Here is a 14979-nt window from a genome sequence, read left to right as displayed (position 1 = left end):
GTTGCTGATGCCCGTATCCTCGTCAATGCCAGATATTTCCGATAAGCGGATTGTCCAGGGCGCGAGTGAGGCCAGCGTGGTGCGGTCCGACGGCGAGCCGATACCCACGGGGCGTGCGACAGACGGCACGGGCCCCACCCTTTTCCGTGAGCGGTTTCTGCAGGGCGAGCCGCTGGAGTCCGGCGTGCGCGCGTCGATCCTCGACTCCTGGCGGCGCTGCCGGTCCCTGGGCCTCTCACCGGACCGCTCCGACCTCCCTTTCCGGGACGACTTCGACCGCGACGACCGGGTCGCCCGTGCCGCCGCGCCGGTGCTGGACCGGCTGGAGTCCAGGTTCGCCGGCAGTGCCATGAACATCTCCGTCGCCGACGCGAACGGCACGGTCCTGCTGCGCCGCTTCGGCGAGGCGGCCCTGGCCAGGGGGCTCCCGGACATCCAGACCGTGCCGGGGTTCGTGTTCGCCGAGCGGTTCGCCGGCACCAACGGCATCGGGCTGGCCCTCGCGGAACGGCGGCTCATCCGGGTCTACGGCGCCGAGCACTTCGCCGAACGCTCCCAGGGCAGCGCCTGCCGCGCGCTCCCCGTGCGCGACCCCCTCAGCGGCCGGATCGAGGGCGTCCTGTGCTTCGGATATCCGCGCGGCTTCGAGAACCCGGCGCTCTCCACCGTGATCCGCAAGGCGGCCGCGGCCATCGAGCGGCGGCTCCTCGGGCAGAGCTCCGCGCGTGAGCGGTCCCTGTTGCGGGCGTACCTGGACGCCGGGGTCGAGGCGGGCGCGGGCCCGCACCGCGTTCTCGGCGTCGACGAGCTGGCCCACGGGCTGCGCCCCGGGGACCGGGCGACGCTCCTGGAGAAGGCCGCCGAGCTGATCTCGCGCGGGCAGCGGGCGGCCGTCGAGGTGTCCCTGACGGACGGCCGCCGTGTCACGCTGGTGAGCCGCCCGGTGACCAGTGCCTCCGGGGTGGAGGGGGTCGCCGTCGAGGCAGTCCTGCACGACTTCCCCTTGCATGAGGCCGTCACCGCCCCCCGCCTGGTCGAGCCGGTGCTCAGCCTCACCGCCGGGCCCGCGAGCCCGGTCACGCCCGTCACGCCGCTCGCGCCCGCCGACGCCTCGATCGTCCACCGCGTCCGGAACGCCCCGCTCGCCGTGGCCCCCGGCCCGCTCTCCGTCGTACCGGCCCCCGGCCACCAGCGTGAAGCCGCACCACTCGGCAGGACGAGGACGGGGATCGACGGCGCCACAGCCGAGAGCCGCACCGCCGACGCCGCACCGGAGGCCCGCACCCCCGACGCCCGCCCCACCACCGAGGGCCCTCCGCCCACGGCCGACGGCCTACCGCGCACCCCTGAGGCCATCACTTCCGCCCCCGGCGCTCCCCGCATCACCGACGGACTCCCGACCGGCCCCGCAGGAGACCCTGCCGGCTCGTCCGGGAGGGGCCTGCTGATGGTGGGGGAGCCGCACGTCGGCGGCTACGCGCTGGCCGCGCGTCACCGGCTGGAACTGCTGTCCGAGGCCAGCGCCCGGATCGGCACCACCCTGGACGTGCGCCGCACCGCCCAGGAGCTCGCCGAGACGGCGGTCCCGCGCCTCGCCGACTACGTCACCATCGATCTGGCCGAGCCCGTGCTGCGCGGCGAGGAGGCCGCGGACCCGCGGAGCGACCTGCGGCGCACGGTGATCCACGGCATCCGCGACGACCTCCCCTTCAGCCCGATCGGCAAGCAGGTCGACTACGGCCCGACCGTCCCGCAGCTGCGCTGCCTGACCACCGGCGAGGCCGTGCTGGAACCGGACCTGAGGACGGCGGCCGGCTGGCTCGCGCAGGACCCCGAGCACACCGAGCGACTGCTGAGCCACGTCCACTCCCTCATCGCGGTGCCCCTGGTCGCCCGAGGTGTCGTCCTGGGCGTCGCCGCCTTCTACCGTGCCCAGGACCCCGCCCCCTTCGGTGACGACGACCGCTCCCTGGCCCAGGAACTCGCCACCCGCGCCGCCCTGTCCATCGACAACGCCCGGCGCTACACCCGCGAACGCACCATGGTGCTGGCCCTGCAGCGCAGCCTGCTCCCGCAGGGCCTCCCCGACCGGGACTCCGTGGAGGTCGCCCACCGGTACCTGCCCGCCGAATCCGACGTCGGCGGCGACTGGTACGACGTCATCCCGCTCTCCGGCACCAGGATCGGCCTCTTCGTCGGCGACGTAGTCGGCCACGGCATGCTGTCCGCCGCCACCATGGGCCGCGTCCGTACGGCCGCCCGCAGCTTCGCGGAACTCGACTTCCCGCCCGACGAGGTCCTCACCCACCTCGACAACCTGGTGGGACGACTGGACCGCGAGGACCCCGTCTCCGACGGCGGCGGCATCATCGGCGCGACCTGTCTGTACGCCGTCTACGACCCGACCTCGCAGCAATGCACCCTGGCCCGCGCCGGCCACCCGCCGCCCGCACTGGTCCAGCCCGACGGCACCGTGTCGTTCCCCGAGCTGCCCGCCGGGCCCCCGCTCGGCCTCGGCGGCCTGCCCTTCGAGGCCGTGGACGTCCAGCTCCCGGAGGGCAGCACCCTGGTCCTCTACACCGACGGTCTCATCGAGGACCGCGAGCGTGACGTCGACGTGGTGCTCGACCAGTTGCGCGCGGCCCTGGCCCACCCCGAGCACACCCCGGAGGAGACCTGCCGGGTGGTCCTGGACACCGTCGCGTCCCCCCACCCCGGCGACGACATCGCCCTGCTCGTCGCCCGCACCCACGCCTTCGACCCGCAGCGCGTCGCCACCTGGGAGCTGCCCGCCGACCCGGCCCGCGTCAGCGAGGTCCGCGCCGCGGCCCTCCGGCAACTGTCCGACTGGGGGCTCGACGAGGCCGCGTTCGCCGCCGAACTGGTGCTCAGCGAGCTGATCACCAACGCGATCCGCCACGGCGCCGGACCCATCCGGGTACGGCTGCTCCGAGACCGCTCCCTGATCTGCGAGGTCGCCGACACCAGCAGCACCGCCCCGCACCTGCGCCGGGCCGCCACCACCGACGAGGGCGGACGCGGCCTGTTCCTCGTCGCCCAGCTCTCCCAGAGCTGGGGTACCCGCTACACCACGGAGGGCAAGGTCATCTGGGCCGAATGCGGCCTGGACGACAGCTGAACCAAGCGCAGAGCCCCACCCTCTGCCCCCGCACGGCCTCCCTGACCGGCACCTCACCACCCGGCGCCTCCTGGCCCGGCGCCCCTGACCCGTTGGGGTCGGCGACCGTGACCAAATGCCGCCAATGGGGCGAAAGTCGCGAATAAAGCGAAAACGGCGGTTAGCATCGCTGGCGCAAGTCGAAGTCGTGAAGAACCCGCCAGGCCGACCCCCGGAGCTGTCCGTGCACGACGCTCACGACACCTCTGCGCAACCGGCCCCGCCCAGCGCGGCGGAGCCGCTGGTGCGTGTCCGCGGCCTCACGAAACGTTTCGGCGGAACCCTCGCCCTGGCCGGGGTCGACCTCGACGTCCACGCGGGCAGCGTGCTCGCGCTCCTCGGCCCCAACGGAGCCGGAAAGTCGACCCTGATCAAGATCCTCGCCGGTGTCCACCACGCCGACTCGGGGTCGATCACCGTGGACGGACACCCGCTCGGGAGCCACGCCGCCTCCCCCCGCATGTCCTTCATCCACCAGGACCTCGGACTCGTGGAGTGGATGACCGTCGCCGAGAACATCGCCCTGAGCACCGGGTACGCGCGCCGTGCCGGACTGATCTCCTGGCGGCGCACCCGGGACCGCTGCACCGAGGCCCTGGCGCTCGTCGGCGGCACCGTCGACCCCGACGCGCCGGTCGCCCGCCTCGTCCCCGCCGAACGGTCGCTGGTCGCCATCGCCCGCGCCCTGGCCACCCGCGCGGCACTCATCGTGCTCGACGAGCCGACCGCCCGCCTCCCCGCAGCGGACTGCGCCCGTCTCTTCCGCGTCCTGCGCGCCCTGCGCGACCGGGGCCACGGCATCCTCTACGTCAGCCACCGCCTCGACGAGGTGTACGAGGTCGCCGACACCTTCGCGGTCCTGCGCGACGGCCGCCTCGTCAGCCAGGGTTCGACAGCGGGCCACAGCCCCCTGCGCCTGGTGCGCGACATCACCGGCGAGGAACCGCCGGGCCCACGCCCCACCCGGCCACCGTCCACCCCGGCAGAGCCCCCCACCCCGGCAGAGCCCGCTGCCCCAGCGGTGCTCGCCCTCGACCGCGTACGGACATCCGGCGCCGGACCGGTCGACCTGGAGCTGCGTGCCGGGGAGGCCCTCGGTCTGGTCGGGCTCTCGGGCGCCGGACAGACGGACCTCGGCCGAGCCCTCGCGGGGGCCCGCCCCCTCCTCGGCGGACGCGTCCTGCTCGACGGCGCCCCCTACCGCCCCCGAACGGTCACCGACGCCGTCGCCCACGGCGTCGCCCTCGTCCCCGGCGACCGGCAGCGGGAGGGCTGCCTCCCCGAACTGACCGTTCGGGAGAACCTCCTGGCCAACCCCCGTGCGGGGGACGGGCCCACGCCGCGATGGATCGCGCCCCGCCGGGAACGCGCCGTGGCCGCCGCCCTGACCGAACGGTTCTCGGTGCGGCCCCGTGACAGCGAGGCGGCCATCGCCACCCTGTCCGGCGGCAACCAGCAGAAGGTGCTGATCGGCCGCTGGCTCCGGACCGGACTGCGGCTGCTGATCCTGGAGGAACCGACGGCGAGCGTCGATGTCGGCGCCAAGGCCGCGATCCACCGCCTCCTGGACGAGGCACGGGCGGAAGGCCTCGCGGTCCTCCTCATCTCCACCGACTTCGAGGAGGTGACGGGCGTGTGCGGGCGCGCCCTGGTCTTCGTCGGGGGAGCGGTGACGGCCGAGCTGAGCGGCCCGGCACTCACGGTCGCGGGCCTGACCAGGGCGGCCTCGGCCATGCCCCCCTCCGGCACCGCGACGCACCCGTGACGGCCCCGTCCACCCCGCCCGCACCGCGCCCGCGCCCGGCGCACCGGCTCGGCGCCCGAGGCGGCGCCGGCGGGCACCTCGTCGGCGCCTACGGTCTCCTCGGCCTCACCGTCCTGCTCGTCCTGGTCTTCTCCCTGGCCCTGCCGCGCACCTTCCCGACGCTGGACACCCTCGACGCGATCCTCTCCACCCAGTCGATCCCGGCGGTCCTCGCGCTCGCCGCCATGGTCCCGATCGTGACCGGCGCGTTCGACCTCTCCATCGGGTACGGCCTCGGACTGGCGCACGTGATGGTGCTGTACCTCATCGTCGAGGCCGACTGGCCGTGGCCGCTCGCCTGCCTCGCCGTGATCGCGGGAGGGACGGTCGTGGGCGTCCTCAACGGGGTCATCGTCGAGTTCGGCCGGATCGACTCCTTCATCGCCACCCTCGGCACCGGCAGCATGATGTACGCCGTCACCGGCTGGATCACCGACGGCGGCCGGATCGTCCCCGGCCCCCAGGGCCTCCCGCCCGCCTTCACCGACCTCTACACCTCCACCTTCCTCGGCCTCCCGGTCCCCGCCTTCTACGTACTCGCCCTCGCCGTCGCCCTCTGGCTGGTGCTGGAGCGGCTGCCGATCGGCCGGTACCTGTACGTCGTGGGATCGAACCCGCGCGCCGCCGACCTCGTCGGCATCCCCGTCCGCACCTACACCGTCTGCGCCTTCGCCACGTCCGGCCTGATCGTGGGCCTCGCGGGGGTGCTGCTCGCGGCCCAGCAGCAGATCGGCAATCCGAGCGTCGGCCTCGACTACCTGCTGCCCGCCTTCGTCGGCGCCCTCCTCGGCTCCACCGCGATCAGACCGGGCCGCCCCAACGCCTTGGGCACCCTCGTCGCAGTCGCCGTCCTCGCCGTCGGCCTCACCGGCATCGCCCAGATGGGCGCCGACTTCTGGACGGTGCCCCTGTTCCACGGCGGCACCCTCCTCCTCGCCGTCGGCCTCGCCGGGTACGCCGCGCGCCGCCGGATGCGCACCGGCGTCTTCGCGTCCCGTGACGCACCCGCCGCGACACCGGACGCGCCGCCCGCACCGCCTCCGGACGGCGCCCCGAACGACCGAGGCCCATGAACGAGCCGCCGCACGACGGCCGCCCCAGCCCGCCGCCCCAACCCCGGCCGCCCCATCCGGCCGCTCGCTCCGGCCACCCACCCGGCCGGCGCGCTCGGCCACGGCCCATCTCGGCCGCAGACCCCGGAAGCGTTTCCCGCTCGTCCCTCCACGAGGAGTCCTCGTGCGCCACCACCACCTCGTGCACCACCACCCCAAGGCCCGCTCCGGCGCGCTCAGGGTCCGCCACGCGGCCGCCGCCCTGCTGACCGTGGCGGCCTCCGTCGTGCTCGCCGGCTGCGAACGCGGATCGTCCGGCGAGCCGGACCCGTCCGCCACGGGCACGAGCGGTTGCCCCGCCGCCCAGGCCAGGGCCGAGGCCGCCGTCAGCCGGGCGGAGCGCGACGACGTCCCCTGGAACGGCCCCACCTCCGGCCCCAGAGCCGTCTCCGGCAGGACCCTCGTCTATGTCGCGCAGACCATGACCAACCCCGGGGTCGCGGGCGCCGCCGAGGGAGTGCGGGAAGCCGCGCGGGTCATCGGCTGGAACCTGCGGGTGATCGACGGCGGCGGCACGCCCGCCGGCATCCAGGCCGCGATGAGCGAGGCCGTGGCGCTCCGCCCCTCCGGCATCGTCGTCGGCGGCTTCGACCCCAACTCGACCTCGCAGCAGATCGCGCGGGCCGAGCAGGCCGGCATCCCGGTCGTCGGCTGGCACGCGGTCGCCGCCCCCGGCCCCAGCCGCCGCCCTCCTCTCTTCACCAACGTCACCACCCAGGTGGAGGACGTGGCGAGGATCAGCGCCCGATGGGTCATCGCCACCTCGAACGGCGACGCCGGGGCCGTGATCTTCACCGACGCGTCGATCCCGTTCGCCAAGAACAAGTCCGAGCTGATCAGGGACGAACTCGCGACCTGCGCGGGCGTGGACCTCCTGTCGTACGTGAACATCCCGATCCCCGACGCGAGCAGCCGCACGCCCCGCGAGGTCTCCTCGCTGCTCTCCCGTTTCCAGGACCGGTGGACCCACTCGGTCGCCATCAACGACCTGTACTTCGCCGACGCCGCCCCCGCCTTCCGCGCGGCCGGCAAGGACGGCTCGGGCCCGCCGTTCAACATCGGCGCGGGGGACGGCGATCCCTCCGCCTTCCAGCGCGTCGACAGTGAGCAGTACCAGGCGGCCACCGTCCCCGAACCGCTCACCCTGCAGGGCTGGCAGATCGTCGACGAGTTCAACCGTGCCTTCTCCGGCAGCCCCGCCAGCGGCTATGTGGCGCCCGTCCACATCAGCACGGCCGACAACAGCGACGGCGCCACGAGCTGGAACCCGTCGGGCTACCGGGAGGGCTACCGGAAGATCTGGGGCAGATGACGCCGCCACCCCTCCTCGGCCGGTCAGACTCGCCCGGTCAGAGCCGCAGGACGATCAGCGCGGTGTCGTCGGTGTTGCCGGTCGGCGGCAGCAGATCGGCCAGCAGGGCGTCGGCCAGGGTCTCGGGGTCGTGCTCGCGGTGGTGGGCCAGGGAAGCGGCGAGACGTTCCAGACCGGTGTCGATGCTCTCGGTACGGCGCTCGATCAGCCCGTCCGTGTACAGGACCAGGGTGGAGTCCTCGACGAAGGGCGCGCGGGCCTGGGGCCGCGGCATCTGACGGGGCCGGGCGGCGAGCGGTGGGTCGGTGGCGCCGTCGAGGAAGGTGACGGTGCCGTCGGGGTGCACCAGCGCGGGCGGCGGGTGGCCCGCGCAGCTGTAGGTGATGGTGCGGTCGTCCCAGTCGATGAAGGTCGTCACGACCGTGGTCGACTCGGCCCCGTCGACGGAGCGGGCGTAGCGGTCGAGGGCCTCCAGGGCCTGGGCCGGACCGTCGGCGACGCGCGTGGCCCCGCTCAGGGCGCTGCGCAACTGGCCCATGGCGCAGGCGGCCGCCAGGCCGTGGCCGACGACGTCGCCGACGGCCACCGCCAGGCCCTCGCCGTCCAGCCCGACCAGGTCGTACCAGTCGCCGCACACGTTCAGCGCGCCGATGGCCGGCCGATAGCGCACGGCCACGTCGTGCGACCCGGTGGGGCCGGGCGGGGGCAGCATCGCCGCCTGCAGCGCCAGGGCCACCTCGCGCTCATGGGCGTGCGCCGTGCGCAGCCGTTCGTTGACCTCCTGCAGTTCCCGGGCGCGCGTGTAGAGCTCGGCCTCCAGCACCCGGGCCCGACTGTCCTCACCCGAACCGCCCGGACCACCTGGACCGTCCGACGCCGAACCGCCCGGACCCCTCGGGGCGTCCCCGCCGGCCCGGCTTCGGGCGCGGATGAGTTCGGTGACCTCCTCGACCCGGTGCACGATCAGGGCCACCTTGCCGTCGGGGCCCAGGACGGGGGCGTTGACCGGGCTCCAGTAGTGCTCCTGCCAGAGGCCGGGCCGCTGCGGGTCCTCGATGTCGTAGCGGAGGAGCGCCATCGTGTCGCGTTCACCGGTGGCCACGGTGCGCAGCATCGACGCCTCAGTCTCCCGCATGCCGGCCGCTGCCGGTTCGTTCGGGTTCTCGGGGAAGACGTCGAAGATGTAGCGCCCGAGCAGCTGTTCGCGGCTGCGTCCGGCCAGCCGAAGGAAGTCGTCGTTGGCGTCGACGTACACCAGATCGGGCGTCAGCAGCGCCACCATGCCGGGCAGGGCCCGGAAGACCTCCGCATAGTCGATATGCGGTTCCCTCATGTCCAGCCTGCCTTGGCGCCGAGCGTCGGTGTGCCGTTCCACGATAGGCGCGAACCGACCACGGGACCCGCCACTCCGCAGCACGGACGCCACAACCTTCCGGATTCGCCACGCGGCCGCCCCACGAAAGAGTGACGCCGTCCTGCTAACGGGCCTGGTCCGTCCTCCCCCTGGGCGGCGGACCAGGCCGATCCGACCGGTCAGAAGATGCCCGGGCCGGGGGTCAGGACGCCCTTGGGGTCGAAGCGTTTCTTCCACGACGTGAACGTCTCCCACATCGGGCCGTAGTGCGCCCGCCAGTCCGCCTCCGTGAACGCGCACGCGCCGTGGGGGTAGCGGACTCCGCCGACGGCCGCCGCGTCCTGGTAGAAGCGGTAGTTGCGGTCCGTCATCCGGGACGCGAAGTCGGGGTCGGGGCCGGAGCGGGCCGCGTCGGTGAGCACGCTGACCAGCCAGACCCAGGGGCCGCTCGTCCCGTCGGGCAGCCGCAGCAGCGGGCGGTCGTGGCTCGCGCGCAGCATCGGGAAGACGAGGCCGAAGCCGGTCGGCCCGAGGTCCTCGGCGGTCAGCGACGGGAACACCGACTCGACGTACTCCTCGACGGCGCCGTCCGGCAGGAACAGATCCGACCAGGGCTTGACCTTCGCGTCCCAGTCCAGGTTCGCCGCGAACGCGTCGTACATGTTCGTGACCAGGGATATGTAGTCGAGGTAGGAGTAGTCCTCGAAGGCGGCGGAGGCCGCGGCCGGGCTGAGGCCGCGGAGCAGATGGGACCCGTCGGGGGTGTCGCCGGGGTTGTGGAAGACGGTGGCCCACAGGACCAGGGGCTGTGCCGTGCCGGGCTGCGGAATGCTGCCGAGCGAGTCGAACTCGCCCCGGTTCGCCAGGACGCGGATGTCCTGGAAGAACGTCGGGATGTCCGGGTAGCCGATCCGGTAGGTGCGGGCCCGCTGCTTGGCCGGCACCAGGTCGACGGTGGCCCGGGTGATGACGCCGCACTGCCCGAGTCCGGCGAGTGCCGCCTGGAACAGGTCGCTGTTCTGCGCGTCGGAGCACCACTTCAGCCGGCCGTCGCCCGTGACCACTTGGAGCCGCCGGGCGTGGTCGACCTGGGCGCCGACCCGGTAGGACGACATCATCCCGATCCCGCCCATGGACAGGGTCCCGCCGACCGTCGTCCGGGTGTAGCTGGTGATCGACGCCGGGGTGAGGCCCTCTGCGTACGCGGCCTCGATCAGGTCCTTCCACAGCACACCGGCGTCGACGTCGGCGCCGTCCGTGCCGATCGAGTGGATCGTGTCCAGTGACCGCATCTCGACGACCAGCCCGCCGCTCACGAGCGGTTGGCCGAACATCGCGTGGTGGGCACCGGCCGGGGCGACCTCGATGCCGTGGTCGGCGCAGAACCCGACCATCTTCCTGATGTCCTGCACCGACCCCGGCCGCAGCACCGCGCACGGCGTCCGGAAGACGATGTTGCCCTGGTCGTGCGCGTTCGCCGCGAGTGACTCCGCGTCGAACACGAGCGTCCCGTCGAGGGACGGAGCCGAGGCGAAGGACGTGCTGTCCGCTGCCGCCGCCTCGGTCACCCACTGCCGGGTGAGCAGATCGAAACCGGCCACGAGCGCCAGCGTCCCGGCTCCGAACCGGGCGAGGAACTGCCGTCTGTCGACGGGACCGCTCTGTCTTTCTGTCATGACAGCCTCCGTGATGTCGACGCGGCGGTTCGTCGGCACGCCGCGTCGGGTCTGTCGTCCTGTCGTGGGCGGGAGTCGGCACTCGACCGGTACTCGACCGAACCGGCTCGGTGACACCCCGTGTTCATCACCAAGAGCGATCTCCCCCTGACAATCCGCTAACGGCTCATCATGACTTCCCGGGGGCCCTGAGCGCGATGGGGTCGGCGGGTCGGTGGGGCCCAGGGAGGCGGCGTGGGCACTCTTCGAAGTGGGTTTACCTCAAGGTGCGGCCAACGCCCCTATTCGGCCTTGTTCAGCCTTGACCGTGTGCGCGCCGCACCGCTCAACCTTCGCAAGGACCGCGCAGGTTGACGATCCGTCATCAGGTTGAGTGATGATACGATCACCGCACTTACCGAACGGACGGATGGGTGCAAAAGGAGCATCTCTCGCCATTCGTGGAGGCCTGGGTGGCAACCCGGAGTGGCTGGCCTTCGGTCTGTGTGAATTGACGGAAATTCAGTAGCTGGCCATCGGCCGCCTGAAGAGGGTCTCATGACGCAATACATACAAAATCCGGCGCTCTGGGCACTCATTGTCGTAACCCTTGCCGCCGTCGCCCTGATCATTCGTCAGCGACGGGCGGCGCGAGCTTTACGACAGGAGATCGCAGGGCTCAGAAATCACTACGGTGAATTGGAGAGCCAATACTCGGATTCCGTCCGCGCGGCCCAGCAGGAAGCCGAAGGCGAGACGAGGACGGCCCTGAAGGCCGCGATGCGGACCCTCCAGGGTCTCGCCGCGGAGCAGCAGCGCATCATCTCCGGGCTGCAGCGCAAGTACGGCGACTCCGTCATGCTCCAGGACCTCCTGGAGATCGACCACATGAACGCGCAGTTCGGCCGGCGGGCCCAGTCCATCGCCGTGCTGTGCGAGGGCTGGCTCGGCCGCCACCGCGACGTGGCCTCGGTCTACGACGTGGTCCGCAGCGCCCAGGGCAGGATCCGCCACTTCCAGCGGGCGCACATCCTGTCCAAGGTCGACTTCGGCGTCACCAGCCGGGCCGTCGAACCGGTCGCGCTGGCCCTCGCGGAACTGCTCGACAACGCGACCAGCTACTCCAGCCCGGACACCGTCGTCGAGATCAACGTCCGCTCCGTGCCCAAGGGCGTCTGCATCATCGTCGACGACGCCGGTGTCGGCATGAACGAGGAGGAGAAGGCGAGGGCCGAGAAGCTCCTGACGAGCGAGCGCGTCACGGGTGTCTCGGGGCTCGGCAACCCTCCGCAGTTCGGCTTCGCCGTGATCGGTGTGCTCTGCGAGCGGTTCGGCTTCACGGTGTCGGTCGACTCCACCTCGCCCTACGGCGGTGTGCGGGCGGTCGTGCTGCTGCCCGACGAGCTGCTCACCACGATGCCCGAGCCGAAGCAGCCGACGGTGTCGGTGGACTCGGTCGCGCCGCGGGACGTCCCGGCCCCCGTGGAGGCGAGGCCCTCCGTGCACGACAGCGCCCCCGACTCCTCGCTGCCCGTGGGCACGACCGAGGACGGTCTGCCCAAGCGGCGTCGCAAGCGGCCGATGGCCCTGGTCTCCAACGGTCCGTCCGCCGCCCCGGCCCCCCGGCGCCGCAGCGAGGACACGGCCGCGATCATGGCCGCCTTCAAGCAGGGCACGGACGCGGGTCGCGCCACACACCCGGAGGCGGGGGAGCGGCCGAGCGGCCCCCATGACGCAAGCAGCGAAGGGCACGAGGTCCAATGAACAACGACCTTTCATGGATGCTTGACAGCGCCCTGGAGATCCCCGGAGCCCTCCACGCGGTCCTGGTCTCCTCCGACGGGTTGCTGAGGGCCCGTTCCAGGGGAGTGGACAAGGACGACGCGGACAAGGCCGCCGCCGCGATGAGCGGTATGCAGTCGCTGAGCCGGTCGCTGGCCTTCTTCTGCTCTCGTTCGGATCTGCGGTGGCAGCAGACACTGGTCGAGTTCGACGGCGGCTGGATCTTCCTGATCTCGGCCGGCGACGGTGCCTACCTCGCGGTGTCGGCCTCCTCCGACGTCGACATGGCGGACATCACCTTCCGGATGCAGCAGCTCGTCGGCCAGCTGGGCAAGGTCATGACCGCTCCGCCCAGGGAGAGCAGCGTGGTAGGGCCATGACCGATTCCGACAGGCATGAGCACGAGGCCGCCGAATTAGTGCGGCCGTACGTCATCACCGGTGGCCGCAGCCTCCCCGGCGAGAGTCAGTTCTCACTGATCACGCTGGTCACGGCGGTCGCCGACCAGCAGCAGCGCCCCGCACGCCTCTCGCCCGAGGAGCAGGACCTGCTGCGCATGTGTGTCGGCGGTTACCTCTCCGTCGCCGAGATCGCGGGGCACATCCAACTGCCGGTCGGAGTGGTGAAGATCCTGCTGGCCGCGCTCTCCGAGGCCGGCTATCTCGTCACCCGTCCGCCGGAGACCCGTGCTCCCGTCGCCAACCTGAAGATTCTCGAGGAGGTGCTCAATGGTCTCCAGTCCAAGTTTGGATGAACGGGCGTACGTCCCGGGCGGAGAGACGCAGACCGCCGTGAAGATCCTGGTCGTCGGGCACTTCGCGGTGGGCAAGACCACGTTCATCGGGTCGATCTCCGAGATCTCACCGCTCTCCACCGAGGAGACGATGACGCAGGCGGGCGAGGCGATCGACGACCTCAAGGGCGTCCAGGGCAAGACCACCACCACGGTCGCCATGGACTTCGGCCGACTCACCGTCAGCGACCGTGTCGTGCTGTACCTCTTCGGCACACCCGGCCAGCAGCGCTTCGTGCAGATGTGGGAGGACATGGCACGCGGCGCCCTCGGGGCGCTGGTGCTGGTCGACCCCGAGCGGCTGGCCGACTCCTTCGCCGTGATCGACCTGATCGAGCAGTACGGACTCGACTACGCGATTGCGGTCAACCATTTCGACGGTACGTCGATACGTGATGCGAGGGCGCTGCGGGAAGCGCTGGATCTCCTCGACGACACACCGATCGTCACCTGCGACGCGCGGGACGAACGGTCGTCGGCCGAGGCTCTGATCACGCTCGTCCGCTACTTGATGGACCGCGCCCGTTAGGAGCAGAGCAGACATGACCCCCGACTCCACTTTCCCCTCACCCCCGCCCGGCTGCCCGGCGCACGGCAGCGGACTGCGGATTCCGCTGTACGGGCCGGAGTACGCGGCCGATCCGCAGGCGTACTACGCGTACATGCGGCACTACGGGCCCAGCGCGCCCGTCGAGATCGCGCCCGGTGTCGACGCGACCCTCGTCACCGACCACGCGACCGCGCTGAAACTGCTGCAGGACCCCGGCAACTTCCGCAAGGACGCCCGCCGTTGGCGCGACGTCGCCGAGGGCAAGGTCGGCCCGGACAGCCCGGTCGTCCCGATGCTGGGCTACCGTCCCAACGCCATGTTCACCGACGGCGCCGAGCACGCGCGGCTGCGGCAGGCGATCACCGACAGCCTCGCCAAGGTGGACTCCCGCCGCATCAGCGACATGACCAAGCGGGCCTCCGACTACCTCCTCTCCCAGGTCTCCGGCCGCGGCTCCATCGACCTAATGAACGACTACGTCAAGCAGTTGCCGCTGCTCGTGTTCAACGAGCTCTTCGGCTGCCCGGCGGACATCGGCGACCGGGTCGTCTTCGGTATCTCCGGCGTCTTCGAGGGCGTCAACGCCGAGAAGGCCAACCAGGTGCTGGGCCAGGCCGTGTTCGAGCTGGTGGCCCTGAAGCGGGCCAGGCCGGCCGACGACGTCACCTCGTACCTGATGCGGCACGAGGCGCGCCTGACCGACGAGGAGTTGGTCCACCAGCTGATCCTGCTCCTCGGCGCGGGCGCCGAACCGCTGCGCAACCTCATCGGCAACACCCTGCACCGGCTGCTCCTGCACGACCGCTACGCCGACGGAGGCCTGATCGAGGAGGCCATCGACGACACGCTGTGGGAGAACCCGCCCATGGCGAACTACGCGCCGCACTACCCCGCGGCCGACATGGAGTTCGGCGGCGCCAAGCTGCGGGCGGGCGATCTGGTCCTGGTCAGCATGACCGCCGCCAACACCGACCCCGCGCTCGTGGCTGCCGGTCGGACCGGCGGCCGACGGGCCCACCTGTCGTGGAGCGCCGGCCCGCACGCCTGCCCCTCCAAGGAACTCGCCCGGCTCGTCACCATGGTGGCCATCGAGAACCTGCTCAACCGGCTGCACGACATCGAACTCGCGGTCCCCGAGGACAGCCTGACCTGGCGTCCGGGCCCCTTCCACCGCGCGCTGGCCGCGCTGCCCTGCCGCTTCACCCCGCAGGTCGTCCAGCGGCCGGTCCCGCCCCGCGCGCCGGAGCCCTCCGCACGCGAGGAGAACGCCCCGGCGGGCCGCAAGGCCGAGCGAGGCGTGTGGGGCTCCTTCCTGCAGTGGTTGAAGGGGTGACGCAGACAACAGTCTGTGACAGCGGTTACTGCATGAGTATTCAACCAAAGGGGTAGTAACGCGGCGGCATTCGTGGTGACCAATGAACAAAGGGAGGTGTCGTGGA

Annotated in this window: 11 protein-coding genes; 9 read left to right on the top strand and 2 right to left on the bottom strand. The window is 71.9% G+C overall.

Features of this window, described 5'->3' with window-relative positions:
* The first annotated feature begins 76 nt into the window (after positions 1-76).
* From L3078_RS06680 to L3078_RS06665, 4 genes are all read left to right on the top strand, one after another.
* Positions 77-3139, top strand: coding sequence for a SpoIIE family protein phosphatase (locus tag L3078_RS06680; protein WP_239751970.1), 3063 nt, complete (start codon positions 77-79; stop codon positions 3137-3139).
* A gap of 223 nt (positions 3140-3362) precedes the next feature.
* Positions 3363-4943, top strand: a complete 1581-nt coding sequence (locus tag L3078_RS06675) for a sugar ABC transporter ATP-binding protein (protein WP_239751968.1) — start codon at positions 3363-3365, stop codon at positions 4941-4943.
* Positions 4940-6055, top strand: coding sequence for an ABC transporter permease (locus L3078_RS06670; protein ID WP_239751966.1), 1116 nt, complete (start codon positions 4940-4942; stop codon positions 6053-6055). Before L3078_RS06675 ends, L3078_RS06670 begins: the two co-directional genes overlap by 4 nt.
* Before the next feature lie 241 nt (positions 6056-6296).
* A complete protein-coding gene (locus L3078_RS06665; RefSeq protein WP_239760235.1) occupies positions 6297-7406 on the top strand; it encodes a substrate-binding domain-containing protein in 1110 nt (369 codons plus the stop codon).
* A gap of 37 nt (positions 7407-7443) precedes the next feature.
* On the opposite strand, the gene L3078_RS06660 is transcribed toward L3078_RS06665, so the two are convergent.
* Positions 7444-8739, bottom strand: a complete 1296-nt coding sequence (locus tag L3078_RS06660) for a PP2C family protein-serine/threonine phosphatase (protein ID WP_239751964.1) — start codon at positions 8737-8739, stop codon at positions 7444-7446.
* Between the two features lie 200 nt (positions 8740-8939).
* Positions 8940-10436, bottom strand: coding sequence for an FAD-binding protein (locus L3078_RS06655; RefSeq protein ID WP_239751962.1), 1497 nt, complete (start codon positions 10434-10436; stop codon positions 8940-8942).
* Between the two features lie 537 nt (positions 10437-10973).
* Between L3078_RS06655 and L3078_RS06650 the strand changes: the two genes are divergently transcribed.
* The 5 genes from L3078_RS06650 to L3078_RS06630 are packed head-to-tail and all read left to right on the top strand — an operon-like array spanning position 10974 to position 14873.
* Positions 10974-12179: a sensor histidine kinase gene (locus L3078_RS06650; protein ID WP_239751960.1), complete on the top strand. Its 1206-nt coding sequence runs from the start codon at positions 10974-10976 to the stop codon at positions 12177-12179.
* Entirely contained in the window at positions 12176-12577 is a 402-nt protein-coding gene (locus L3078_RS06645; protein ID WP_045562285.1) for a roadblock/LC7 domain-containing protein, read from the top strand. The genes L3078_RS06650 and L3078_RS06645 overlap by 4 nt, the downstream gene beginning before the upstream one ends.
* Positions 12574-12951 carry a DUF742 domain-containing protein gene (locus tag L3078_RS06640; protein ID WP_184896998.1) on the top strand — a complete coding sequence of 126 codons (378 nt, stop codon included), beginning with the start codon at positions 12574-12576 and terminating at the stop codon, positions 12949-12951. The genes L3078_RS06645 and L3078_RS06640 overlap by 4 nt, the downstream gene beginning before the upstream one ends.
* The gene (locus L3078_RS06635; protein ID WP_013005331.1) at positions 12926-13519 is read left to right on the top strand and encodes a GTP-binding protein; all 594 of its coding nucleotides are present in this window, start codon (positions 12926-12928) and stop codon (positions 13517-13519) included. Before L3078_RS06640 ends, L3078_RS06635 begins: the two co-directional genes overlap by 26 nt.
* Before the next feature lie 13 nt (positions 13520-13532).
* On the top strand, positions 13533-14873 hold the full coding sequence (locus tag L3078_RS06630; protein ID WP_239751958.1) for a cytochrome P450: 1341 nt from the start codon (positions 13533-13535) through the stop codon (positions 14871-14873).
* Positions 14874-14979: the final 106 nt, after the last annotated feature.

Origin of the sequence: Streptomyces deccanensis (genome assembly GCF_022385335.1) — a bacterium.
Classification (GTDB): domain Bacteria; phylum Actinomycetota; class Actinomycetes; order Streptomycetales; family Streptomycetaceae; genus Streptomyces; species Streptomyces deccanensis.
The sequence above is the reverse complement of the archived record's forward strand: the minus strand, read 5'-3'. Positions and strand labels throughout refer to the sequence as shown.

Coding starts and splice junctions, on each gene's coding strand:
- L3078_RS06655 (WP_239751962.1), bottom strand. CDS start 10,436: ATGACAGAAAGACAGAGCGGTCCCGTCGACAGACGGCAGTTCCTCGCC.
- L3078_RS06635 (WP_013005331.1), top strand. CDS start 12,926: ATGGTCTCCAGTCCAAGTTTGGATGAACGGGCGTACGTCCCGGGCGGA.
- L3078_RS06650 (WP_239751960.1), top strand. CDS start 10,974: ATGACGCAATACATACAAAATCCGGCGCTCTGGGCACTCATTGTCGTA.
- L3078_RS06660 (WP_239751964.1), bottom strand. CDS start 8,739: ATGAGGGAACCGCATATCGACTATGCGGAGGTCTTCCGGGCCCTGCCC.
- L3078_RS06645 (WP_045562285.1), top strand. CDS start 12,176: ATGAACAACGACCTTTCATGGATGCTTGACAGCGCCCTGGAGATCCCC.
- L3078_RS06640 (WP_184896998.1), top strand. CDS start 12,574: ATGACCGATTCCGACAGGCATGAGCACGAGGCCGCCGAATTAGTGCGG.
- L3078_RS06630 (WP_239751958.1), top strand. CDS start 13,533: ATGACCCCCGACTCCACTTTCCCCTCACCCCCGCCCGGCTGCCCGGCG.